Below are 20,326 nucleotides of genomic sequence, written 5' to 3' on the forward strand. Positions count from 1 at the left end.
GGGGTGGGGTCAAGCCTGACGAAGTGGCTGTCTTCGCAGGTCGTGGGTCACATCCACGTGTCGTGCCCATGACCTTACAGTGATCACCTCATGAGAGGAAGGTCACGACCGCCGGGCCGCTCAGGCCGCCATGCCGCGCGGGTGCCACAGGCCCCTGCGGTCGAGGACGTCGCGCAGGCCGGTGACGTTGTCGGTCATGATGCCGTCGACGCCGAGGTCGAGCAGGTGCTCCATGCGGACGGTGTCGTTGATCGTCCACACGTGCACCTGCATGCCGATGGCGTGGGCGGTGCGGACCAGGCGGCGGGTGGTGACGCGCAGGCCGCGGAAGCCGACCGGCACCTGCGCGCACGGGATGCCGGAGCGCGACAGGCGGGCCAGCAGGCGGCCGTAGCCGGAGGTGGTGGCGGCGGCCCGCAGCGCGGCCACGCCACGCGGGCCGAGCGCCGAGCACACCTCCCGGCCCAGCGCGGCCCTGGCCATGACCAGGCGCTCGTCGGAGAAGGAGGTCAGGCAGACGCGGTCGTAGGCGTTGGTGCGGCGGATCACCTCGGCCAGCGGCGCGATGGCCGCGGCCTCCTTGACGTCGATGTTGAAGCGCACCTGCGGCCAGGTGCCGAGCAGGTCCTCCAGCAGCGGGATCTCGTGCACGCCGGCGATGCGGGCCTGCCGGACCTCCCGGTAGGGCAGCTCGGAGAGGCGGCCCCGCCGGTCGGTCACCCGGTCGAGGGTGTGGTCGTGGAAGGCCAGCAGCACGCCGTCGGCGGTGGCGTGCGCGTCGGTCTCCAGGTAGTCGTAGCCGAGCGCGACCGCGCGTTCGAAGGCCGCGAAGGAGTTCTCGGCGCCCTCCAGCGCGCCTCCGCGGTGGGCGAAGGCCAGCGGGCCCGGATGGTCGAGAAAGGCGAAACGACGGCTGAGCACGACCGGGGTGTCCCTTCCGGAGCTGGATGGTTCGGTCACGGTTCGGGAAGATTCTCCCACTCCTGGCGGCGGGCCTCGGCCAGCGCGATGGCCGCGGCGACCGACACGTTGAACGAGCCGACCCGCCCGACCTGCGGGATGTAGCAGACGCCGTCGACGGCCTCCAGCAGGGCGGGGGAGCAGCCGTGGTCCTCGCTGCCGACCACCAGGCACACGTCGCGGGCCAGGTCGGCGCGGTGCAGCGGCAGGGCCTCGCCGGTCAGCTCGATGGCCAGCACGGTGTAGCCGTCCTCCTTGGCGGCCTTGACCGCGTCGGTGGCCGGGACCGGCTCGTGCCAGGTGACCAGGCGTTCGGTGCCGAGCGCCGTCTTGCCCGCCTTGGGGTTGGTGGGGGGCGTGGCGTTGCCCGCCAGCCAGATCTGGTCGACGCCGAACGCCGCGGCGCTGCGGAAGATCGAGCCGACGTTGAACGGGCCCGTCACCGACTCAAGGATCAGCGCGAGCCGGTTGTCGGTGTTCCTGCGCCAGGTGCGGTTGAGCCGCTTGACGTCGGTGGGGCGCAGCTGCCTTCTCATCGGGCCACCTTCAATATGCGGTAGGCGGCTCGGGAGGCCTCTCGGGAGGCCTGCCAGCCCTGCTCGCCGAGCCAGCGCTGCAGGGAGTCCGAGCCGAGGTGTTTCTGGACGACCAGGTAGGCGACGCCGTCGGGCGTCAGCCGGGTGAGCCACCTGGTGAGCATCTCGTGCAGAGCCGGCTTGCCAATCCGGATGGCGGGATTGGACCAGATGGCCCGAAATTTCACGTCATCCGGCACTTCATCGATATGAACTGGTCTTACTTTGTAAAGGCGGGCGGCCTGGGCGTTCCGCTCGGTCAGCTCCAGGCTGCGCCGGTTCACGTCGACGGCCCACACCGTCGCCTCAGGGGCCCGCGAGGCCATCGTCAACGCGATGGGCCCGTAGCCGCAGCCCAGGTCGAGCAGGTCGCCCTCCTGCGGCGGCGGCGGGACGGACTCCAGCAGCGCGCGCGTGCCGACGTCGACCCGGTCGGGTGAGAACACGCCCCTGTCGGTCTCCAGCCGCAGATGCAGGTCGGGCAGGACCAGGTCGACCGTGCCCGGCCTGCTCGCGGTCTCGGGTTGTTCGGAGAAGTAGTGGGCCACGTGGGAAAACGTTACGGGATGCGCGTGCCGAACAAGACCGCGGCGCCGGCCACCAGCAGCCCGATCACGATCGCGGCCACGATGAACCACTGGGTGATCTCCTGGCTGACCAGCTTGAACCCGAGCGAGGTGCCGATCTGCTCGTAGACGTCGCGCAGTTCGCTGCCGGACTCGGCGGTGTAGGCGCGGCCGCTGGTGCCGTCGGACAGCGACTGCAACGTCTGCTTGTTGACCGGGACGTTCACGGGCCTGCCGTCGATGTCGACAGTGCCCTCCTGGGTGCCGTACGCGATGGTGGAGACCGGGACACGGGCCTGCTGGGCGGCGTCGATGGCCTCGTTCACCGACCGGCCGGAGGTGTTGTCGCCGTCGGACAGCAGCACGATCGCGGCGGGCGGCGGGTCGGTGGCGGCCTGCTGGTCGAAGGAGCGCACCGAGTCGAGGGAGTTGAAGACGGCCTCGCCGATCGCGGTGCCGGGGCGGGTGGTCAGGTTGCCGATGGCGGTGACGACGGCCTGGTGGTCGGTGGTGGGGGAGATGACGACGTTGGCCGAGCGGGCGAAGGAGACCACGCCGACGTTGAAGCGGTCGGGCAGCTCCCGGGCGAACGCCTGGGCGGCGGCCTTGGCGGCGCTGATCCGGTTGGGCTGGACGTCGCCGGCGTCCATGGACAGGGAGACGTCGAGGGCGATCATGATGGTGGCCCGGTCGCGGGGGACGCGTACCTGGTCGGCGGGCTTGGCGGCGCCGACGACCAGCAGCGACATCATGACGAGGAACAGCGCGGGGGGCACGTGCCGGCGCCAGCTGGGCCCGGCGGGGGCCACGAGGTCGAGCAGTGCCAGGTTGGTGAAGCGCACGGTGTAGCGGCGGCGGGCGAACTGCGCCACGACGTATCCGGCCACCAGCAGCGCCACCAGCACGAGCAGCCACAACCAGCCGGGGGCGAGAAACGTCATACGGGTCTCCGGTGGGCGAGGTGGCTCATGCGGCGCTGGCGCAGGACGAACTGCGCCACGTCGAACACCCAGTCCCTGTCGGTCCGCAGCACCAGGTGGGCGATCCCGGCGCGGCGCAGGGCCAGCCGGGTGCCCTCACGCTGGAGGGCGGCGGCTTCTGCATATGCTTGCCGGACTTTGGGAGAAAGGTGCACTTCACGTACGTTCCCGGTCTCGGGATCGGTGAACGCCACCCGGCCGACGTCCGGCAGCTCCAGCTCGCGGGGGTCGATGACCTCCACGGCCAGCACCTGGTGGCGGGAGGCCAGCCGCCTGATCGGGCGCTCCCAGGGGCGTTCGGCGTCGGGGTCGAGCTCGGGCCGGGCGTCGAGGAAGTCGGAGACGACCAGGCGCAGGCCCCTGCGACGCCGGGTGGCCGCCAGCACGTCGATGCCCTCGGCCAGGTCGGGGGCGTCCGGCACGACCCGGCCGCGCGGGGCGTCCATGAGGGAGTTGAGCAGGCCGTACAGGGCCGGGCGGCCGGTGCGGGCGGGCATGCGGTGGATGTACTCCTCGTGCAGCACCAGCGCGCCGAACCGGTCGCCCATGCGGCTGGCCAGGAAGCCGATCGCGCCGACGGCGGCCACGACCAGGTCGCGCTTGTCGGTGTCGGCGGTGCCGAAGTCCATGCTGGCCGACAGGTCGGCCAGCGCCCACGTCTCCAGCTCCCGGTCGGCGATCAGGTCGCGGACGTGGGGGACGGTCGTGCGGGCGGTGACGGCCCAGTCCATGCGGCGTACGTCGTCCTCGCCGGGCACGTACAGGCGGCTGTCGCCGGCCTCGCTGCCGGTGCCGGGCAGCAGGCCCTGGTGGGCGCCGTGCAGCAGGCCGTCGAGCCGCCGGGTGACGGTCAGCTCCAGCCGCCGCAGCGCCTGCTCGGCGGTGTTCAACGGTTCTGGTTCCAGACGACGAGGGGCGGCGGCACGGCGTGCAGGATCTGCTTGACCACCTGCTCGGGATCGACGCCGTCGGCCAGCGCGTCGAAGGTCAGCATGAGCCGGTGGGACATGACGTCGACCGCCACGTCGCGCACGTCGTCGGGCAGCAGGTAGTCGCGGCCGCGCAGCAGGGCCAGCGCGCGCCCGGCCGAGACCAGGCCGAGCGTGGCGCGGGGGCTGACGCCGATCTCGATGGTCTCGGTCAGGTCGCCCAGCCCGTAGTCGGCGGGCGCGCGGGTGGACATGACCAGGCGCACCACGTAGTCGGCCACGAGCTGGTGCACCGAGACCTGCTCGGCGGCCTGCTGCAGGGCCAGCAGCCGGCCGGGGTCGAGCACGCGGTCGGCCACGGGCGGCGTGACGCTCATGCGGTGGAGGATCTCCAGCTCCTCGTGCGCGCTGGGATGGGGCACCCGGACGCGGAACAGGAAGCGGTCGCGCTGCACCTCGGGCAGCGGGTAGACGCCCTCGGACTCGATCGGGTTCTGGGTGGCCAGCACGATGAACGGCCGGGGCAGCGGATGGGTGACGCCGGCCAGCGTGACCTGGCGCTCGGCCATCACCTCCAGCAGCGCGGACTGGACCTTGGCCGGGGCGCGGTTGATCTCGTCGGCCAGCAGGAAGTTGACGAACACCGGGCCGAGCTCGACATCGAACTTCTCGTTGGAGGGGTGGAAGACGCGGGTGCCGACGATGTCGCTCGGCACGAGGTCGGGGGTGAACTGGATCCGGGCGAACGTGCCGCCCACGACGGTGGCCAGGGTGGAGGCGGCGAGGGTCTTGGCGACGCCCGGCACGCCTTCGAGCAGGCAGTGACCGCGGGCGAGCAGGGCCACGAGCAGCCGCTCGACCATGTGCTCCTGTCCCACGATGACACGCCGGACCTCGTCGAGACTTTGACGCAGCAGTGCCGCGTCGTTTCCGCCTGGCAACTCTTCGGCGACGCTCATGACGCCATTCCACCAAACGCGCCGCGAACGTGCACGACGCCACGTCTGTGCTTTCATGGCAAACGTGGCAAGTCCCCTGCAGTACGGTGATCCGCCCCGGCTGGGGCGCTACGTCGTGCAGGCCCGCCTGCACACGGCTCCGGCCGGGTTCGTCTACCTGGGCCAGGGGCCCGACGGGCGCGCGGTGTCGCTGGCCGTGCTCACGCGGGGCGCGGCCCTGGACGCCGCCGCGCGCGACCGGTTCATGACCGCGATCAAGGAGGCGTCGGGGCGTTCGGGCGGCCGCGGGTGGCTGGGGCTCGGCCGGGCGCGCGCGTCGGTGCTCGACGGGACGCCCGAGGTGCTCGACGTGCACGACGGGCCGGCGCCGTGGGTGGCGGTGCCGTACGCGCCGGGGCAGCCGGGGGCCGAACGCTTCCTGGACCCGGTCATGGTGGGCGGGACGTTCATCGGGCAGGCGCACGGGCCGGACTTCGTGCCGTACTGGCTGACCGACCGCGCGCCCGCGCTGCCGGGGCCGCTGCTGCGGCGGCTGCCGCTGACCGAGACGCGCCGGCGGGTGCTGCTGGCCGCGCTGGCGCTGGCGCTGCTGCTGGTGCTGGTCACGACGATCCTGCTGTTGCTGCTGTTCGGCAGGCGCGACAGCGAGCAGATGCCCCGGCAGCTCCCGCCGACGGTGTTCGTGCCCACGCCGCCGCCCACTCCCGCCACGACGGTGCCGGAGCCCTCGCCGTCGCAGTCCTCCTCGCCGACGCGTACCGGTCCCGGCACGCCGGGGCGGTCGCCGGGTGACGAACTGGGCGAGTCGCCGCTCTGACATGCGGTTGAGCCTGACGTTACGTGAGGCTTTAGCGTCCGCGTCATGGAGTTCATCGTTCACGACACCCTCACGGCCATGGCCGACCTGCTCGCCCGGCCGCTCGCCGACCGGCCCGAGGCGCTGCGGGAGATGCTGGCGCCGATCCGGCCGGCGATCCCGATGCCCGGCGACATCGTCGACATCCACCACCAGGGCGGCGGCTTCCGCGTCGACGCCGACGACCCCCGCTACCTGCCCGCCGTACGGGCGATGATCGAGGCCGACGTGCTCGGCCAGGTGCGCCGGGAGCTGGAACGCGCCTCCCACGCGCTGAAGGAGGCCAGGCAGGCCTCTTCGCTGCAGGTGATGTTCGTGCTCGGCGACCCGGGCAACGAGCACCTGATGAAGGTCAGCGGCGGCTACTACGGGATGGGCGGCTCGCCCGGCTGGCTCTACCTGCTGGGCTGGCCGTCGGAGGAGGTCATCGGCAGGATCGCGCACTGCGCGGTGCACGAGTTCCACCACAACGTGCGTTACGCCAACGTCGAGTGGGACCCCGGGTCGGTGACCGTGGGCGAGCACGTGGTGGCCGAGGGGCTGGCCGAGGCGTTCGTCCGGGAGCTGTCGGGGCCGCAGGCCATGGGCCCCTGGTCGCGGATGGTGACCGGGGCGGAGCTGGAGCGCGCCCACGAGCTGATCATGGACGCGTTCGACGTGCGGGGCATGGGGAACACGCCGGCGTACGTGCTGGGCGACAGCGCCGTGCGGCTCTTCGGCCAGCAGCCCCGCGGCATTCCCGACATGGCCGGTTACGCGGTGGGGCTGCGGCTGGTGGACCGGGCCCTGGCCGAGACCGGGCTGAGCGCCGCCGAGGCCACCCTGCTGCCGGCCGCGCGGCTGCTGGGCCGTTCTCAGCCGGGGGAGACGAACCCGGACTCGTAGGCGGCGATCACGGCCTGGGTGCGGTCGCGCGCGCCCAGCTTGGCCAGCACGTTGCCGACGTGCGTCTTGACGGTCTCCTGGCTGACGACCAGCTCGGCGGCGATCTCGGTGTTGGACATGCCCTTGGTCATCAGCCGCAGCACGTCGCCCTCGCGGCCGGTGAGCCGGTCGATGCCCGGCACGTGGCCGCGCGGGCGGCGGCCGGCCAGGGTGCGGATCGCGGCCGGGAACAGCAGCGACTCGCCGGCCGCCACCAGCCTGATCGCCTGGATCAGGTCGTCCGGCCTGGTGCGTTTGAGCAGGAAGCCGCTGGCGCCGGCGCGCAGGGCGTCGTAGACGTGGTCGTCGTTCTCGAACGTGGTCACGACCAGGACCTTGGGCGGGTCGTCGAGCTCCAGCAGCCGGCGGGTGGCCTGGATGCCGTCCACGGCGGGCATGCGGACGTCCATCAGCACGACGTCGGGGCGCTCGCGGCGCACGACCGGCAGGACCGCGGCGCCGTCCCCGGCCTCGCCGACCACCGCCAGGCCGGGCTCGGCGTCGATGATGACGCGCAGACCGGCGCGGATGAGGTCCTCGTCGTCGGCGATCACGACCTTGAGTGTCATGCGCACGACCTTAGAGGTGGCCAGCCCGGCCGGGGGTCGCGGGTGTCACGGGCTAGATCCTGGCGGGAGGGGACCGGCGGGGTTTCTCGTGTCAGGAGATCGGCTGCGGTGCGGGTGTCACGGGCTCGGCCGTAGCGGGAGGCGGACCGACACCGTCCAGCCGCCTTCGTCGGGGCCGGTGCGCAGGTCGCCGCGGAGCAGGCGCACGCGTTCGCGCATGCCGTCCACGCCCCGGCCGCCGCCCCGGGGGCGGCGCCCGCCGCGTCCCGAGCCGGGGTTGCTGACCTCCAGCCGCAGGTCGTCCCCCTGCACGGCGGCGGCCAGCCGCACCGGGCCGCCGCCGTGCCTGATCGCGTTGGTGAGCGCCTCCTGCACGATGCGGTACGCCTCCCTGGAGACCACGGCCGGCACGCCGGACAGGTCGCCCACCTCCTGCCGCACGTCGGCGCCGGAGGCGGCCACCAGCGCGCCGAGGTCGGCCAGCGTCGCCTGCGGCGCCCGCCGCGCCTCCACCTCCTGGTCGTCCTCATGGTGGCTTTCGCGGCGGTCCTCGCGCAGGACGCCGAGCACGTGGTCGAGGTCCTCCAGCGCGGCGCGCGCCGACTGCTCGATGGCCGCCAGGGCGGTCCTGGCGGTGGCCGGGTCGCGGTCGAGCACGCGTCCGGCCGCGGCGGCCTGCAGGGTGACGACGCTGAGCGCGTGCCCGACCGAGTCGTGCAACTCGCGGGCCAGCCGGTTGCGTTCGGCCAGCGTACGGGCGTGCTCCTCGGCGGCGGCGAGCCGTTCGGCGGGGGTGGGGCCGAGCAGCGGGGGAGCCAGGGCGGCCAGCAACGCGCCCGCGCCCGCCGCGCCCGCCACCAGCAGCGCCAGCGCCGCCACGCCCGCCGCCGCCCACAGCAGGGACGGCCACCCCGGCTCGGCCGTCAGACCCAGCACCGGCATCGGCTCCCCGACGAACGGCAACGCCAGCGTGAACGCCGTGAACGGCACCACGGCCAGCGTGAACCCGCTCACCACGCCGCCGACCGCCAGATGCACCGTGAACCACGCCGCGGTGCGCCGCCGCTCCTGCCAGGACCTGCGGGCCTGCCGCGGCGGCGTCTCCACGCGCGCCCCGAGCAGCCCCTGGGCGGCGTTCACCTCCAGGCCGCGCACCGGCAGGAACAGCCCGGTCACCGCCACCACCGGCAGCACCGCGACGAACACCCCGATCTGGATCGGCATCAGCAGGTCGGCCGACACCCCGCTCCACACCCCGGCGACCAGCACCCCGGCCATCATGTACGGCATCAGCAGCGCGCCGCCCAGGATGAGGCATGCCCATCGGCGGGGGAGGTTCCTTCTCACATCCGGGATTGTATGTCGATGCTTTTTCGCGCTGGGAGTAATGCGCCGTGAGTGAAATGCGCCCCCAGCGAAAAAGGGCCGGAATTCGCCGTCGCCGGGTCTAGCGTTTTTCCCGGAATTAGTTTCGACAGAAAGGCGACGTCAATGACGGAGACCCAGCGCGCGGCCTGGCCTGAACAGCTCAGTCAGCGCCTGCTGAAGGAACGCATCGTGGTTCTCGGCCAGGAGGTCGACGACGAGATTTGCAACCGGCTCTGCGGCGAGCTGCTTTTGCTGGCGGCCGAAGACCCCAAGCGGGACATAACCCTGTACATCAATTCTCCGGGCGGCTCGGTGACGGCCGGCATGGCGCTCTACGACATGATGCAGTTCGTCCCGTGCGACGTGGCGACGGTGGCGATGGGCTTCGCCGCCTCCATGGGCCAGCTGCTGCTGACCGCGGGCGCGCCGGGCAAGCGCTACGCCCTGCCCAACGCCCGCGTCGTCATGCACCAGCCGCTGGGCGGCATCGGCGGCTCGGCCAGCGACATCCAGATCCAGGCCGACAACATGCTCTACACCAAGCGCAGGATGGCCGAGATCATCGCCCACCACACGGGCCAGCCGCTGGAGCGCATCCAGGCCGACTCCGACCGCGACCGGTGGTTCACCGCCAAGGAGGCGCTGGAGTACGGGTTCGTCGACCACATCGCCGAAGGGATGAACTGACCATGAGCGGTCGTTACGTGCTGCCCTCCTTCACCGAGCGCACCTCGTACGGGGTGCGGGAGATGAACCCGTACAACAAGCTGTTCGAGGACCGGGTGGTGTTCATCGGGGCCCCGATCGACGACACGGTGGCCAATGACGTGATGGCCCAGCTCCTCACGCTGGAGTCGCTCGATCCCGATCAGGACATCAACATGTACATCAACTCGCCGGGCGGGTCGTTCACGGCGATGACGGCCATCTACGACACGATGCAGTTCGTCCGGCCGGAGATCCACACGGTCTGCATCGGCGAGGCGTCGTCGGCGGCGGCCGTCCTGCTGGCGGCGGGCACGCCGGGCAAGCGGGCTGCCCTGCCGCACGCGCGCGTCCTGCTCCACCAGCCGGCCACCGAGGGCGGCAGGGGGCAGTCGAGCGACCTGGAGATCCACGCCAGGGAGATCATGCGGATGCGCGACCAGCAGGAGGAGATCCTGGCCCGCCACACCGGGCGCGGGGTGCTGGAGATCAGGAAGGACATCGAGCGCGACCGCATCTTCACCGCGGAGCAGGCGCGCAGCTACCGGCTGATCGACGACATCTACGCCTCCAGGAAGCGCTCCCTGGTGCCCGCCCGCTGATCGCGGGGGCTCTGCCGGCGGGCTGCCCGCCCTTGCCGCCTCTGCCGTACGGCACGGGTGTCAAGGGCGCGCGGCCCGCCGGTCTTCGTCCGCGCGAGGTGAGCCGGACCTCGGGGGCCGCTCAGTCACGCGGTCCGCCGGAAGCCGGGCGTCCCCTCGTCGCTCATGCCTGCGGTGGGTAGACGGTGTGGACGAGGTCGCGCAGGAAGGCGTCGAGGTTGTCGAGGCCGTAGTCGGCCAGTGTTTCGGGGGGTTGGGTGAGCAGGTAGATCAGGGCCGTGTTCAGGGCCATCGTCACCGTCGCGGCGCTGCGCCGGGTCGCCGGCAGGCCGGCCGCCTCGTGGGTGCGCAGATGCAGGGCCAGGTCGGCCCGGGTGAGCCCGGCCAGCGTCTCGCGCAGCTCCGGCCTGCGCGCGGCCTCGGCGTGCAGCTCGACGTAGGCCAGGACCCTCGACCTGTTGGCCGTGACCGCCTGGTCGACCAGGCGGCGCAGGAACGCGGCCAGCCCGTCGCGCCCCCGGATCTCCAGCGCCGGCGCCGCCTGGAGATCGGCCCAGTAGCGCTCGACACAACGTTCGGCGGCGGCCCGCAGCAGGGCGTCGCGGCTGGCGAAGTAGTTCTTGGCCGTGCCCTCCGGCAGGCCCGCCTCGCGGTCGAGCGCCCGGTGGGTCAGGCCCCTGCCGCCCTCCCGGGCCAGCACCTCGATCGCCGCGTCGCGAAGCTGGTCGCGCCGGTCCCGGTTCTCCGCCATGGCCGCCATCCTTCCAGCTTGCCGAACCACCACAGCAGTGGTACCACAGTTGTGGTGAAACGAGAAGGAGGCGCAGCCATGAGGGGAACCGCGGTGATCGTCGGTGCCGGGATCGGAGGGCTGGCGACGGCCGTCGGCCTGCGGCGGGCCGGCTGGGAGGTGAGCGTGCTCGAACGCTGGCCGGAGATCCGTCCGGAGGGCACGGCGCTCGGCATACGGCCGGTCGCCCAGGCCGCCCTCGACCGGCTCGGTCTGGGCGGGGAGTTGCGGCGCCGTACCGTGCCCTACCGTTCGGCACAGATCCGCAGGCCGGACGGGCGCCGACTGACCGACCTGCCCCTGGAGCGCATCGAGCGCAAGGGCGGCGCGCCCGTCCTGATGTTGTCCCGGGTCTCGCTGATGGAGATGCTGCTCGACGCCGTGGGCGGTTCGACGGTCGAGACCGGCGCGGACATCACCGTCCCCGAGGCCCTGCGCAGCCGGTACGACCTGGTCGTGGGCGCGGACGGGCTGCGCAGCACGGTTCGCGAGGCGTTCTTCGGCGCCGCCGCCCGTCCGCGCTACTCCGGGATCGTGGCCTGGCGCGGTGTCGCCGGGTTCGAGCCGCCGGTCTACGGCGAGACGTGGGGCGCCGGACAGGTGTTCGGCATCACGCCCCAGGAGCCCGGCTCGACCAACTGGTACGCCGCCGTCGCCACCCCGGAAGGGCATCGCGAGTCTCTGGAGGAACTGCGGGCCCGCTTCTCCGGCTGGCACTCCGGTGTCGTCCGCGTCCTGGCCGAGGCCGACGACGGGAGCGTGCTGCGGCACGAGATATACGACCTGTCGCCGCGCCTGCGGTCGTTCGTCAGCGGGAACGCGGTTCTGGTGGGCGACGCCGCGCACGCCATGACGCCCTCGCTCGGGCAGGGCGCCTGCCAGGCCCTCCTGGACGCCGCCGCCCTCACCTCCTGCCTGGGGGAGGCTCGCGACCTGGGCTCCGCGCTGCGCCGGTACGACGGGCTGCGCAGGAGACCGGCGCAACGGGTGGTCGCCATGTCCCGCCTGATGACCCGCGTGGCCGGCCACCACCTCCAGGGCCCCCGCAACCTCCTCCTCCGCCTCCTGGCCACCTGACCTCCTCGCCGCCGACCTCGTTCGGCTCCGGGGCGGTTGTCCGGCTGCGGCTGTCGCGGCCCTGTCCCGCTGTCGTCCCGCTGCCGTTGTGGCATGGCGATCGGGTGGGGGTGCGGTGGTGGGTGGGGGAGGGGTTGTAGTCTTCTGGGCGTTTCTTGGGGGAAATGGGGGGTTGGTGTGCCGCTGGAGCAGGTTGTGGTTTTGCTGGCGGCGGCGGCCGGCGCCGGGTGGGTGGACGCCGTCGTCGGCGGTGGCGGACTGGTGCAACTGCCGGCGTTGCTGATGACCGGCATGCCGCCCGTCCAGGCCATGGCGACCAACAAGTTCTCCTCGGTGTTCGGCACGGCCTCCGCAGCGGTGGCGTACGCGCGTTCCACCAAGATCGACCGTCAGGTGGCGTTGCCGGGGGCGGCGCTGGCCGCGGTGAGCGCCGGGCTGGGCGCGTGGGCGGCCGCGGCGATCTCGGCCGACGTGTTGCGCCCGGTCGTGATGGTGGTGCTGCTCGGCGTGGCGGCGTTCGTCACGTTGCGTCCTTCGATGGGCGCGCTGCCGCAGCCGCATCTGCGGACGAACGCCCGGGTGGTGACGGCCGTGGCCGTGGCGGGCGTGGGCATCGCCTTCTACGACGGCATCATGGGGCCGGGCACCGGCACGTTCCTCATCATCGCCTTCACCACCATCCTCGGCCTGGACTTCGTCTCCGCCTCCGCCTCAGCGAAGATCATCAACGTGGGGACGAACCTCGGGGCGCTGGCGGTGTTCGGGCTGCAGGGGCACGTGCAGTGGGCGCTCGGGCTCGGCATGGCGCTGTGCAACGTGGCGGGCGCCCAGCTCGGCGCCAGGATGGCGATCAGGCGCGGCACGGCGTTCGTCCGGGTCGTGCTGTTGTGCGTGGTGGTGGCGATGGTGGTCAGGCTCGGCTGGCAGCAGTTCGGCTGACCTCCGACCACGCCGCCACACCGCCACCGCAAGAGGCGGCCAGGGATCAGGCGGCCGGTGCGTGAACACGCAGCGCGGTCAGGCGGGCTCGGGGGTGCGCAGGGCGGGGGCCGTGATCGCGACGAACGCCGCCATCAGCGCCGGTACGGCCAGCGCCCGCGGCAACCCCGCGAGCTGGGCCACCCCTCCGATGATCACCGGCCCCGACAGGAACCCCAGGTAACCGATGGACGCCACCCGCGCCAGCGCCCGTCCCGCGAAGGCCGGGTCCCGGTGCCCCGCGGCCGAGAACACCTGCGGCACGATGCACGACAACCCCGCCCCGAAGCAGCCGAACCCGACCACCCCGGCCACCGGCCCCCCGCCGAGCAGCGCCAGCCCGAGCCCCGCCGCCGCCAGCAGCCCGCAGCACCGCACCAGCGCCACAGGCCCGAACCGGGCGGCCAGCCGATCCCCCGCCAGCCGTCCCGCGGTCATCATGATCGAGAACGCGGCGTATCCGGCGGCGGCGAACCCCGCCGAGGAGGCCAGGTTCTCGCGCAGGTAGACCGAGCTCCAGTCGGCCGCCGCCCCCTCGCCCACCAGGCAGCAGAAGGCCAGCACGCCGAGGAACAGGATGCCCTTGGGCCGGCCTGACCCCGTGCCGCCGGCCGGAAGGGGAGCGGGCACCGACCGAAGCGCCCACCGCCACGCCCACACCGCCAGCACGACGATCACCGCCCCCACGCATCCGAACGTCACCGACGGCGGCAGCCCGGCCTGCGCGAACGCCCCGCCCGTCGTGGCCCCGACGAACCCGCCGATGCTGTAGACGGCGTGGAAGGACGACATGACCGGCCGCCCGTAGGCGCGTTCCACCTCGACGGCGTTGGCGTTCATGGACACGTCCAGGATGCCGTGGACGACGCCGAAGACCAGCAGCGCGGCGGCCAGCAGGCCCAGGTTCGGGGCGTGGGCGGGCGGGACCAGCACCACGCCCTGGAGCAGGGCGGCCGGGATCATGACGCGGCTGCTGCCGTAGCGGTCCACCAGGCGGCCGACGGTCGTCATGCCCGCGACGGCGCCCGCGGCGATGGCCAGCAGCGCCAGGCTGAGCCGTCCCGCGTCGAGGCCGAGGCCCTCCTTGATGGCGGGGATGCGGGCCGTCCAGGTGCCGATGGCCATGCCGGCCAGGAAGAACAGCAGGTAGACGGCCGTCCGTTCGCGTCTCACCGGGCCTCCTTGACGCTCACCCCGGCCGCGACGAGCGCGTCACGCTGCTCGGGCGGCACACCCTCGTCGGTCACCACGACGTCCAGGCGGGAGATCGGGCAGACCGCGCCGAAGGCCGTACGGGAGAACTTGCCCGAGTCGCAGGCCACGATCACCCGCCGGGCGGCGGCGATGGCCGCCCGCTTGACCGCGACCTCGGGAAGGTCGTGCGCGGTCAGGCCGTGCTCGGCCGACAGCCCGCAGCAGCCGATCACCGCGGTGTCGAAGCGCAGCGCCGCGATGGAGCTCTCGGCGAGCGGGCCCATGACGTTCAGCTCGCCCTTGCGGACCTCGCCGCCGGGCAGGACCAGGCGCACCCGCGGCGCGGCGGCCAGCAGCGAGACCGCCTGCAACGCCAGCGGCAGCACGGTCAGCCGCCGTCCGGTCAGGGCGCGGGCCACCTCCAGCACGGTGGTGCCGCCGTCCAGCACGACCGCCTCCCCGTCGGCGATCAGGGCCGCGACCCGGAGGCCGATCCGCCTCTTGGCCTCCACCGCCTCCCGCTCGCGCACCCCGAACGGCGGCTCCTCGCCGCGCAGCAGCAGGGACAGCGCCCCGCCCCTGACCCGGCGGACCACGCCCTGCTGGGCCAGCTCGTCCAGGTCGCGCCGGATCGTCATCTCCGACACGCCGTGTTCCTCGGCCAGCTCGGCCACCGAGACGCTGTCGTGGGCGCGCAGGGCGTTCATGATGGCTGTCAAACGTTCCAGGTGTTCATACAAACACGGACAATGTGCGCAATACAATGACGGATATGCGCGCCAGCCGTCTGCTCTCCCTCCTCCTGCTGCTGCAGGCGCGCGGCCGCATGACCGCGCCCGAGCTGGCCGCCGAACTGGAGGTGTCGATCCGCACGGTCTACCGCGACGTGGAGGCCCTGTCGGCGGCCGGCGTCCCGGTGTACGCCGACCGCGGACCGGCGGGCGGCTACCAGCTCCTGGATGGCTACCGCACCCGCCTCACCGGGCTGACGGCCGAGGAGGCGTCCTCGCTGTTCCTGGCCGGGCTGCCGGGGCCCGCCGCCGAGCTGGGACTGGGCGAGGTCGCGGCCGCCGCAGAGCTGAAGCTGCTGGCCGCGCTGCCGCCCGAGCCGCGCTCGCACGCCTCCCGGATGCGCGAGCGTTTCCTGCTGGACGTGCCCGGCTGGTACCGCTCGGCCGACGACGTGCCGCACCTGAGCGACGTGGCCGACGGGGTGTGGGAGCGGCGACCGCTGCGCATGACCTACCGCCGGTGGGGCCAGCAGGTGGTCGACCGGGTGATCCACCCGTACGGGCTGGTGCTCAAGGGCGGCTCGTGGTACCTCGTCGCCGCGCCGCCCGACGGCTCCCCGCGCACCTACCGGGTCTCGCGCATCCTGACCGTCGAGCAGCTTCCCGGCCGGTTCCTCAGGCCGGAAGACTTCGACCTGGCGGCGTTCTGGCGGGCGTACGCCAAGGAGTTCCGCGAGCGTATGTACACCGCCGAGGCCGTCATCAGGCTGGCTCCGGGCCGGGAGGACCTGCTGGCGTACACGATGGGGTCCGACGTCGTCGCCGCGGCGCTGGCCGCGGCGGGCGGGCCCGACCCCGAGGGGTGGCGGGTGCTCACCGTGCCGGTCGAGTCGCTCACGCACGCCCGCTGGCTGCTGCTGCGCATGGGCGCCGACGTCGAGGTGCTGGAGCCGGCCGAGCTACGGGTGCTGATGGCCGAGGCGGTGGCCGGCCTCGGCAAGCTGTACGGATGACGCCCTCCGCAAGCTCTCCCGATAAATCAGCGGAAAGCCCGGCGTCTTCTCTGTCAACATGCCGACCATGTACCTTCTGGCTTTCGTCGGCGCTTGCTTCCTGGTGGCCATGGTCCCCGGCATGAGCACCGCCATCATCCTGCGTCAGACGCTCCGCTCCGGCCGCGGCTCCGGCCTGGCGGCCACCCTGGGCAACGAGACCGGCATCCTGCTGTGGGCGCTGGCCGCCGCGTTCGGCCTGTCGGCGCTGCTGGTGGCCTCGCAGGTCGCCTACGACGTCATGCGCGTGACGGGCGCCGTCGTGCTGGTCGTCATGGGCGTCCAGGCGCTGTGGCAGGCGCGCAAGGGGTCGCCGCCGGCGGAGGGCGAGGCGGTGGCCGGGCTGCGCGGGTCGTACCTGTCGGGGCTGGGCACCTGCCTGGCCAACCCCAAGGCCGCGGTGTTCGCGATGTCGTTCCTGCCGCAGTTCGTGCCGTCTGGGCAGAACGTGCCCCTGACGCTGGTGACCCTCGCCGTCGTGTGGGTGCTGGTGGACACCGTCTGGTACGGCCTGCTCATCTGGACGGTCGCCAAGGCCAGGGACTTCCTCGGCCGCCCGGCCGTCAGGCGCCGCCTGGAGCAGATCTCCGGCGTCGTGCTCATCGGCCTGGGCGTGCGCCTGGTCCTGGACGCACGATGACCCACTGAGCGGACGGGAGATCGTGGACTACCTTTAGGGCATGACCAACGACCTGGCGTCCCTGATGAGGCAGGCGCAGGACGACGACCCGCTGCTCGCCCTGCACGCCACCACCGCCCTGCGGCGCGAGATCGAGCGCCTGGAGGCCGTCCAGGTGCGGCGGGCCCGGGTGGCGGGCCTGCCCTGGGCGCAGATCGCCGACGCGATCGGCGTCAGCAAGCAGGCCGTGCACAAGAAGTACGGCCGGCGCTGATCACCCCCGCGGCCACCGTGCGGCGAACCAGCCCAGCACGAGGTTCCAGGAGTAGCCGCGGCGGATGCGCCCGGCCACCTCGGGCGGCAGGGTGTCCAGGCCGCGGTGTTCGAGCAGCACCTCGGTGCCGTCCTCGACCGCGGTGAAGGCCACCTCGATCTCCATCCGGCCGCCCGGGTTGAGCAGGTCGGCCCAGACCAGGCGGCGGGGCGGCTCCCAGCGCACGATCCGGCCCATGTCCGCGTGGCCGCCGTCGTCCCACAGCTCGCGCAGGTAGCCGTCCTGGAAGCGGATGGCCACCGCGCGGTCGGGGTCGACCCAGCTGTGGCGGCCGCGCACGTACCACTGGTCGATCTCGTCGGTGAACATGCGGAACGCGGTCGCCGGATCGACCGGCACGACGACCGCCGCCCGTACGGCGTTCACCGGTTGCGCTCCACATGGTCCTTGAACGAGCCGAGCTGCTCGGCCCAGAACGCCTGCACCTGGTCCAGCCACGCCTGCAGGGCCGCGAACGGCTCCTGGCGCAGGGTGTAGAGCCGCAGCCGGGCGTCGGTTCCGCCCGCCTCCGCCTGGACCAGGCCGCCGGCCCGCAGGACGCGCAGGTGCCTGCTGAGCGCGGGGGCGCTCATCTGCACGGCCTGGGCCAGCTCGCCGGCCGGGCGCGGGCCCTCGCGCAGCAGGTCGATCACCTTGCGTCTGGTCGGGTCGGCGAGGGCGGCCAGCGTGGCGTCCAGGTCGTTAACGTTATTGTTAATCTTTGCCTCCTTCCGTTAAGGTGTTGATCCTTAACGGTAGAGGCAATTATTGCGAGGGGGCGTACATGAGTGTCCAGCTGGGCTACTACACCCTGTCCGTACGGGACCTGGAGCGGGCGGCGGCCTTCTACGGGCCGCTGTTCGGCTGGGAGTTCAGGCGCGAGCACGAGCGCTACCTGCACGTCACCAACACCTCCGTGCCCATGGGCCTGAATGCCTTCGGCCCGTCCTCGCAGCCCAACCTCTACTACCACGTCGAGGACATCGACGCCGCGGTGGAGCGGGTGCGCGAGCTCGGCGGCACGACCGGCGAGGTCTACGACAGCAAGTCCGGACGCGGCTGCACCTGCACCGACGACCAGGGCACCGAGATCAGCCTGTGGCAGCCCGCGCCCGGCTTCGAGTGAGACCCCCGCGCGCTCACGGGATCAGTCGGGGGCCTTGACCGTGGTGATGCCGAGCGTGCTGGTCATGGGCAGCAGGCCGGCCCCGAACACCGCGCCCAGCAGCGGCGCGCACAGGTCGGCCAGCCGCTGCGTGCGTTCCTCGCCGAGTTGCTGCCAGGGCTGCGCGGCCAGTTCGTCGGTCAGGCGTTCGACCTGGTCGCGCAGTGCCCGGCCGCGCTCGGTGGCCTGACCGGCGGCGTCCAGCAGGCCGCGCGCGGCCAGCCGTTCGGCGGCCTCGGCCCACTCCTGGCCGCTCCAGCCGCGTCCGGCGAAGTTCTCCGGCGGCGCGGCCCCGATGGTGGCGAAGGACACCAGCGACTCGCACGGGTCCAGCCCGGCCGTCAGCAGCGCCGCCACGTGCCCGTCGCCGCGGTGCTCGCGCAGCACGGTCGCGGCCTGCCACAGCACCAGGTGCGGCTCGTCGGGCCAGGGCAGGTCGAGGTTGGCGGCGGCGAACGGCCGTCCCGCCACCGTCACGCTCTCGGCGGCCCGCCGGGCCAGCCCGGCCGCCTCGGCGAGCTCCGGACCGTCCAGCCGGTCACCCAGCAGCCCGCGGCAGACGCGGTCGATCGCCACCAGCCGCGCCCGCAGCACCTGCTCCGGGGAGGCGGTCTGCCACACGCCCGGCACGTGCTCGCCGACCGTCCGCGGGCTGAAGCTGTGGTACGCGGCCGTCGCCAGGTGCGTCCCCGCCCGGCCGAGCGGCGCGGTGCGGTACGCGAAATAGCTCGGCCAGCGCGACTCGACGTCGTAGCCCAGCGCGGCGGCCTCGGCGAACGCCTCGGGTGCGAAGTACAGCACGGCGTGCAACGGCTCGAGCTGGTGCCACATGCGGCGGGAAAGTCGGGACCATGCGCTCACGGCGGAACACCTCACTGTCTAGATAAGCTATGCCAGTGACGATAGACGCGTGGCGCATCACTGGTCAATCGCAAATAGACAGTTATGTCGGAAGGTGGGTGGATCTGGCCGTCGTGCTGGTCAACGAACTGGCCGTCACCCAGGCGCGCGGCCGTCCCGTCGTGCCGCCCGCCGACCGGCGTGCCGCGCTCGACGCCGCGTTCGTCCAGCACGGGTGGGTTCCCAGCAGGGCGCTGACGGGCGCCGACGCCGACCGGCTGGCCGGGGTGGCCGCCGAGCTGCACCCCGCCTTCGCCGCCGGTCCCGCCGCTCCGGCCGTGCTGAACCAGGCTCTGATACGGCACGGCGCCGTCCCCAACCTGCACGGCGACCCGCCCGTCCTGGCCTTCCACAGCCCGGACGCCGACCTGGTGGACGCCTGGGCGGCCGACACCGGCACGGCCCTGGCCATGGTGATCGGCGTCGGCCAGGGGGTGCGGCTGCGCTCGTGCGAGGCGGCGTCCTGCGACGTGGTCTTCTTCGACGTCACCCGCAACGCCTCGCGCCGGTTCTGCGGCCTGTCCTGCCAGAACCGCGCCAAGGCCAGCGCCTACCGCGCCCGCCGCCGCACCTGATCTACAACGTAAAGGCGCTGGGCCTTCGCGATCGGGACCGTCAGTGCACGGAGAACCCGCCGTCGACGAAGAGCATCTGGCCGGTGACGAACGCGCAGGCGTCACCGGCCAGGAACACCGCCGCGCCCGCGAAGTCGGCCGGCAGGCCGTTGCGGCCGGCCATGTGGCGGGCGGCCAGCTCCTCGACGCGGCCCGGGACGGCCTGGGCGGGTTCGGTCAGCGGGGTGAGCACGAATCCGGGGATGATCGTGTTGATGCAGACGCCGTGCGCCGACCACGCCTCGGCCTGGGAGCGGGTGAGGCCGGCGACGGCGGCCTTGGCGGCGCCGTAGACGCCGCTGTGGCCGAAGGCGCTGATGGTCTGCTGGGAGCCGATGTTGATGACGCGTCCCCAGCCGCGGGCGGCCATGCGGGGGCCGAAGTGCTGGCCGAGCAGGTAGGGGGCGGTCAGGTGCACGGCGATGGTCTGCTCGTAGTCGCCGGGGGTGAGCTCGGCCATGGGTTTGCGGATGTTGTTGCCGGCGGCGTTGACCAGGATGTCGATCTCGCCGGCGGCGGCGCACAGGCGGGCGAGGTCGTCGCGGTCGTGCAGGTCGGCGCTGACGGCGGAGGTGGTGACGCCGTGGGCGCGCAGCCGGTCGGCGGCCTGTTCGAGCTCGGCGGGGCGGCGGGCGGCGAGCACGATCTCGGCCCCGGCCCGGCCGATCGCCTCGGCCATGGCCAGGCCGATCCCGGAGCTGCCGCCGGTGACGAGGGCGCGGCGGCCGTGCAGGGAGAACAGGTCACGCAGATAGTCCGACACGACCGTTCAAGCTAGCAGCACCCGTGCAGGGCCGGACGGGCGGTGCCGGTTGCCGGACAGGCGAAGGAGGGCTAAGCTCGTGAGCTCCACATTCTGCAAGCGGCTCCACAGAGCTCCCGTAAAGGAGTATAGCAGCT

Annotated in this window: 26 protein-coding genes; 11 read left to right on the forward strand and 15 right to left on the reverse strand. The window is 72.7% G+C overall.

Features of this window, described 5'->3' with window-relative positions; translation table 11 throughout:
* Positions 1-120: 120 nt before the first annotated feature.
* From AB0J97_RS14985 to AB0J97_RS15010, 6 genes are read right to left on the reverse strand one after another with little or no spacing between them, the layout of a single operon-like run.
* Positions 121-960, reverse strand: coding sequence for a glycerophosphodiester phosphodiesterase (locus AB0J97_RS14985; RefSeq protein WP_364088474.1), 840 nt, complete (start codon positions 958-960; stop codon positions 121-123).
* Positions 957-1,496: a TrmH family RNA methyltransferase gene (locus AB0J97_RS14990; RefSeq protein ID WP_357709681.1), complete on the reverse strand. Its 540-nt coding sequence runs from the start codon at positions 1,494-1,496 to the stop codon at positions 957-959. The genes AB0J97_RS14985 and AB0J97_RS14990 overlap by 4 nt, the downstream gene beginning before the upstream one ends.
* Positions 1,493-2,083 carry a methyltransferase gene (locus AB0J97_RS14995; protein WP_364088477.1) on the reverse strand — a complete coding sequence of 197 codons (591 nt, stop codon included), beginning with the start codon at positions 2,081-2,083 and terminating at the stop codon, positions 1,493-1,495. The genes AB0J97_RS14990 and AB0J97_RS14995 overlap by 4 nt, the downstream gene beginning before the upstream one ends.
* Positions 2,084-2,094: 11 nt before the next feature.
* A complete protein-coding gene (locus tag AB0J97_RS15000) occupies positions 2,095-3,042 on the reverse strand; it encodes a VWA domain-containing protein (protein ID WP_357709687.1) in 948 nt (315 codons plus the stop codon).
* Positions 3,039-3,971: a DUF58 domain-containing protein gene (locus AB0J97_RS15005; RefSeq protein ID WP_357709690.1), complete on the reverse strand. Its 933-nt coding sequence runs from the start codon at positions 3,969-3,971 to the stop codon at positions 3,039-3,041. Before AB0J97_RS15005 ends, AB0J97_RS15000 begins: the two co-directional genes overlap by 4 nt.
* Complete coding sequence (locus tag AB0J97_RS15010) at positions 3,968-4,969, reverse strand: MoxR family ATPase (protein WP_364088480.1); 1,002 nt, start codon at positions 4,967-4,969, stop codon at positions 3,968-3,970. Before AB0J97_RS15010 ends, AB0J97_RS15005 begins: the two co-directional genes overlap by 4 nt.
* Before the next feature lie 55 nt (positions 4,970-5,024).
* On the opposite strand from AB0J97_RS15010, the gene AB0J97_RS15015 reads away from it, so the two are divergent.
* Together AB0J97_RS15015 and AB0J97_RS15020 are read left to right on the forward strand one after the other, a co-directional pair.
* Positions 5,025-5,786 (forward strand): hypothetical protein, encoded by a 762-nt coding sequence (locus AB0J97_RS15015; RefSeq protein ID WP_364088482.1) that lies wholly within the window; start codon positions 5,025-5,027, stop codon positions 5,784-5,786.
* A gap of 45 nt (positions 5,787-5,831) precedes the next feature.
* Positions 5,832-6,710 carry a DUF2268 domain-containing putative Zn-dependent protease gene (locus AB0J97_RS15020; protein ID WP_364088484.1) on the forward strand — a complete coding sequence of 293 codons (879 nt, stop codon included), beginning with the start codon at positions 5,832-5,834 and terminating at the stop codon, positions 6,708-6,710.
* On the opposite strand, the gene AB0J97_RS15025 is transcribed toward AB0J97_RS15020, so the two are convergent.
* Positions 6,680-7,318 (reverse strand): response regulator transcription factor, encoded by a 639-nt coding sequence (locus tag AB0J97_RS15025; protein ID WP_364088486.1) that lies wholly within the window; start codon positions 7,316-7,318, stop codon positions 6,680-6,682. The two genes, AB0J97_RS15020 and AB0J97_RS15025, sit on opposite strands and share 31 nt — an antisense overlap.
* A gap of 117 nt (positions 7,319-7,435) precedes the next feature.
* On the reverse strand, positions 7,436-8,665 hold the full coding sequence (locus AB0J97_RS15030) for a histidine kinase (protein WP_364088488.1): 1,230 nt from the start codon (positions 8,663-8,665) through the stop codon (positions 7,436-7,438).
* Positions 8,666-8,809: 144 nt separating this feature from the next.
* Here AB0J97_RS15030 and AB0J97_RS15035 point away from each other — a divergent pair, with 144 nt between their 5' ends.
* Entirely contained in the window at positions 8,810-9,373 is a 564-nt protein-coding gene (locus AB0J97_RS15035; protein WP_357709708.1) for an ATP-dependent Clp protease proteolytic subunit, read from the forward strand.
* Between the two features lie 2 nt (positions 9,374-9,375).
* Positions 9,376-9,993: an ATP-dependent Clp protease proteolytic subunit gene (locus AB0J97_RS15040; protein WP_364088490.1), complete on the forward strand. Its 618-nt coding sequence runs from the start codon at positions 9,376-9,378 to the stop codon at positions 9,991-9,993.
* Positions 9,994-10,156: 163 nt separating this feature from the next.
* On the opposite strand, the gene AB0J97_RS15045 is transcribed toward AB0J97_RS15040, so the two are convergent.
* Entirely contained in the window at positions 10,157-10,744 is a 588-nt protein-coding gene (locus AB0J97_RS15045; protein WP_364088492.1) for a TetR family transcriptional regulator, read from the reverse strand.
* Between the two features lie 78 nt (positions 10,745-10,822).
* Here AB0J97_RS15045 and AB0J97_RS15050 point away from each other — a divergent pair, with 78 nt between their 5' ends.
* Positions 10,823-11,860 carry an FAD-dependent monooxygenase gene (locus tag AB0J97_RS15050; protein WP_364088494.1) on the forward strand — a complete coding sequence of 346 codons (1,038 nt, stop codon included), beginning with the start codon at positions 10,823-10,825 and terminating at the stop codon, positions 11,858-11,860.
* A 177-nt stretch (positions 11,861-12,037) separates the two neighbouring features.
* Positions 12,038-12,799 carry a TSUP family transporter gene (locus tag AB0J97_RS15055; protein WP_364088496.1) on the forward strand — a complete coding sequence of 254 codons (762 nt, stop codon included), beginning with the start codon at positions 12,038-12,040 and terminating at the stop codon, positions 12,797-12,799.
* A 78-nt stretch (positions 12,800-12,877) separates the two neighbouring features.
* On the opposite strand, the gene AB0J97_RS15060 is transcribed toward AB0J97_RS15055, so the two are convergent.
* Together AB0J97_RS15060 and AB0J97_RS15065 are read right to left on the reverse strand one after the other, a co-directional pair.
* Complete coding sequence (locus tag AB0J97_RS15060) at positions 12,878-14,011, reverse strand: MFS transporter (protein ID WP_364088498.1); 1,134 nt, start codon at positions 14,009-14,011, stop codon at positions 12,878-12,880.
* The gene (locus tag AB0J97_RS15065; protein ID WP_364088500.1) at positions 14,008-14,796 is read right to left on the reverse strand and encodes a DeoR/GlpR family DNA-binding transcription regulator; all 789 of its coding nucleotides are present in this window, start codon (positions 14,794-14,796) and stop codon (positions 14,008-14,010) included. The genes AB0J97_RS15060 and AB0J97_RS15065 overlap by 4 nt, the downstream gene beginning before the upstream one ends.
* Positions 14,797-14,804: 8 nt before the next feature.
* On the opposite strand from AB0J97_RS15065, the gene AB0J97_RS15070 reads away from it, so the two are divergent.
* The 3 genes from AB0J97_RS15070 to AB0J97_RS15080 all read left to right on the forward strand — a co-directional run bounded on the left by AB0J97_RS15070 (position 14,805) and on the right by AB0J97_RS15080 (position 16,708).
* Positions 14,805-15,776 (forward strand): transcriptional regulator, encoded by a 972-nt coding sequence (locus AB0J97_RS15070; RefSeq protein WP_357709721.1) that lies wholly within the window; start codon positions 14,805-14,807, stop codon positions 15,774-15,776.
* A 67-nt stretch (positions 15,777-15,843) separates the two neighbouring features.
* Positions 15,844-16,455: a LysE family translocator gene (locus AB0J97_RS15075; protein ID WP_364088503.1), complete on the forward strand. Its 612-nt coding sequence runs from the start codon at positions 15,844-15,846 to the stop codon at positions 16,453-16,455.
* Between the two features lie 40 nt (positions 16,456-16,495).
* The gene (locus tag AB0J97_RS15080) at positions 16,496-16,708 is read left to right on the forward strand and encodes a hypothetical protein (RefSeq protein ID WP_352328267.1); all 213 of its coding nucleotides are present in this window, start codon (positions 16,496-16,498) and stop codon (positions 16,706-16,708) included.
* Here the strand turns inward: AB0J97_RS15080 and AB0J97_RS15085 are convergent, their stop codons facing one another.
* Positions 16,709-17,134 carry an SRPBCC domain-containing protein gene (locus AB0J97_RS15085; protein ID WP_364088506.1) on the reverse strand — a complete coding sequence of 142 codons (426 nt, stop codon included), beginning with the start codon at positions 17,132-17,134 and terminating at the stop codon, positions 16,709-16,711.
* Positions 17,131-17,466: a metalloregulator ArsR/SmtB family transcription factor gene (locus tag AB0J97_RS15090; RefSeq protein WP_364088806.1), complete on the reverse strand. Its 336-nt coding sequence runs from the start codon at positions 17,464-17,466 to the stop codon at positions 17,131-17,133. Before AB0J97_RS15090 ends, AB0J97_RS15085 begins: the two co-directional genes overlap by 4 nt.
* Before the next feature lie 65 nt (positions 17,467-17,531).
* Between AB0J97_RS15090 and AB0J97_RS15095 the strand changes: the two genes are divergently transcribed.
* Positions 17,532-17,873, forward strand: a complete 342-nt coding sequence (locus AB0J97_RS15095) for a VOC family protein (RefSeq protein ID WP_357709729.1) — start codon at positions 17,532-17,534, stop codon at positions 17,871-17,873.
* A 21-nt stretch (positions 17,874-17,894) separates the two neighbouring features.
* Here AB0J97_RS15095 and AB0J97_RS15100 read toward each other — a convergent pair whose 3' ends face one another.
* Positions 17,895-18,743, reverse strand: coding sequence for a hypothetical protein (locus AB0J97_RS15100; protein WP_364088508.1), 849 nt, complete (start codon positions 18,741-18,743; stop codon positions 17,895-17,897).
* A gap of 128 nt (positions 18,744-18,871) precedes the next feature.
* Between AB0J97_RS15100 and AB0J97_RS15105 the strand changes: the two genes are divergently transcribed.
* Entirely contained in the window at positions 18,872-19,387 is a 516-nt protein-coding gene (locus tag AB0J97_RS15105) for a CGNR zinc finger domain-containing protein (protein ID WP_364088510.1), read from the forward strand.
* A gap of 40 nt (positions 19,388-19,427) precedes the next feature.
* Here the strand turns inward: AB0J97_RS15105 and AB0J97_RS15110 are convergent, their stop codons facing one another.
* Complete coding sequence (locus tag AB0J97_RS15110) at positions 19,428-20,189, reverse strand: SDR family oxidoreductase (protein ID WP_364088512.1); 762 nt, start codon at positions 20,187-20,189, stop codon at positions 19,428-19,430.
* Positions 20,190-20,326 lie beyond the last annotated feature (137 nt).

Source organism: Nonomuraea sp. NPDC049607 (genome assembly GCF_040675375.1).
Classification (GTDB): Bacteria; Actinomycetota; Actinomycetes; order Streptosporangiales; family Streptosporangiaceae; genus Nonomuraea.

What these genes read in the sequence shown, in the direction of transcription:
- AB0J97_RS14990 (WP_357709681.1), bottom strand. Translation starts at nt 1,496, where the DNA reads ATGAGAAGGCAGCTGCGCCCCACCGACGTCAAGCGGCTCAACCGCACC.
- AB0J97_RS15000 (WP_357709687.1), bottom strand. Translation starts at nt 3,042, where the DNA reads ATGACGTTTCTCGCCCCCGGCTGGTTGTGGCTGCTCGTGCTGGTGGCG.
- AB0J97_RS15010 (WP_364088480.1), bottom strand. Translation starts at nt 4,969, where the DNA reads ATGAGCGTCGCCGAAGAGTTGCCAGGCGGAAACGACGCGGCACTGCTG.
- AB0J97_RS15015 (WP_364088482.1), top strand. Translation starts at nt 5,025, where the DNA reads ATGGCAAACGTGGCAAGTCCCCTGCAGTACGGTGATCCGCCCCGGCTG.
- AB0J97_RS15020 (WP_364088484.1), top strand. Translation starts at nt 5,832, where the DNA reads ATGGAGTTCATCGTTCACGACACCCTCACGGCCATGGCCGACCTGCTC.
- AB0J97_RS15025 (WP_364088486.1), bottom strand. Translation starts at nt 7,318, where the DNA reads ATGACACTCAAGGTCGTGATCGCCGACGACGAGGACCTCATCCGCGCC.
- AB0J97_RS15035 (WP_357709708.1), top strand. Translation starts at nt 8,810, where the DNA reads ATGACGGAGACCCAGCGCGCGGCCTGGCCTGAACAGCTCAGTCAGCGC.
- AB0J97_RS15040 (WP_364088490.1), top strand. Translation starts at nt 9,376, where the DNA reads ATGAGCGGTCGTTACGTGCTGCCCTCCTTCACCGAGCGCACCTCGTAC.
- AB0J97_RS15045 (WP_364088492.1), bottom strand. Translation starts at nt 10,744, where the DNA reads ATGGCGGAGAACCGGGACCGGCGCGACCAGCTTCGCGACGCGGCGATC.
- AB0J97_RS15050 (WP_364088494.1), top strand. Translation starts at nt 10,823, where the DNA reads ATGAGGGGAACCGCGGTGATCGTCGGTGCCGGGATCGGAGGGCTGGCG.
- AB0J97_RS15070 (WP_357709721.1), top strand. Translation starts at nt 14,805, where the DNA reads ATGCGCGCCAGCCGTCTGCTCTCCCTCCTCCTGCTGCTGCAGGCGCGC.
- AB0J97_RS15075 (WP_364088503.1), top strand. Translation starts at nt 15,844, where the DNA reads ATGTACCTTCTGGCTTTCGTCGGCGCTTGCTTCCTGGTGGCCATGGTC.
- AB0J97_RS15080 (WP_352328267.1), top strand. Translation starts at nt 16,496, where the DNA reads ATGACCAACGACCTGGCGTCCCTGATGAGGCAGGCGCAGGACGACGAC.
- AB0J97_RS15095 (WP_357709729.1), top strand. Translation starts at nt 17,532, where the DNA reads ATGAGTGTCCAGCTGGGCTACTACACCCTGTCCGTACGGGACCTGGAG.
- AB0J97_RS15100 (WP_364088508.1), bottom strand. Translation starts at nt 18,743, where the DNA reads ATGTGGCACCAGCTCGAGCCGTTGCACGCCGTGCTGTACTTCGCACCC.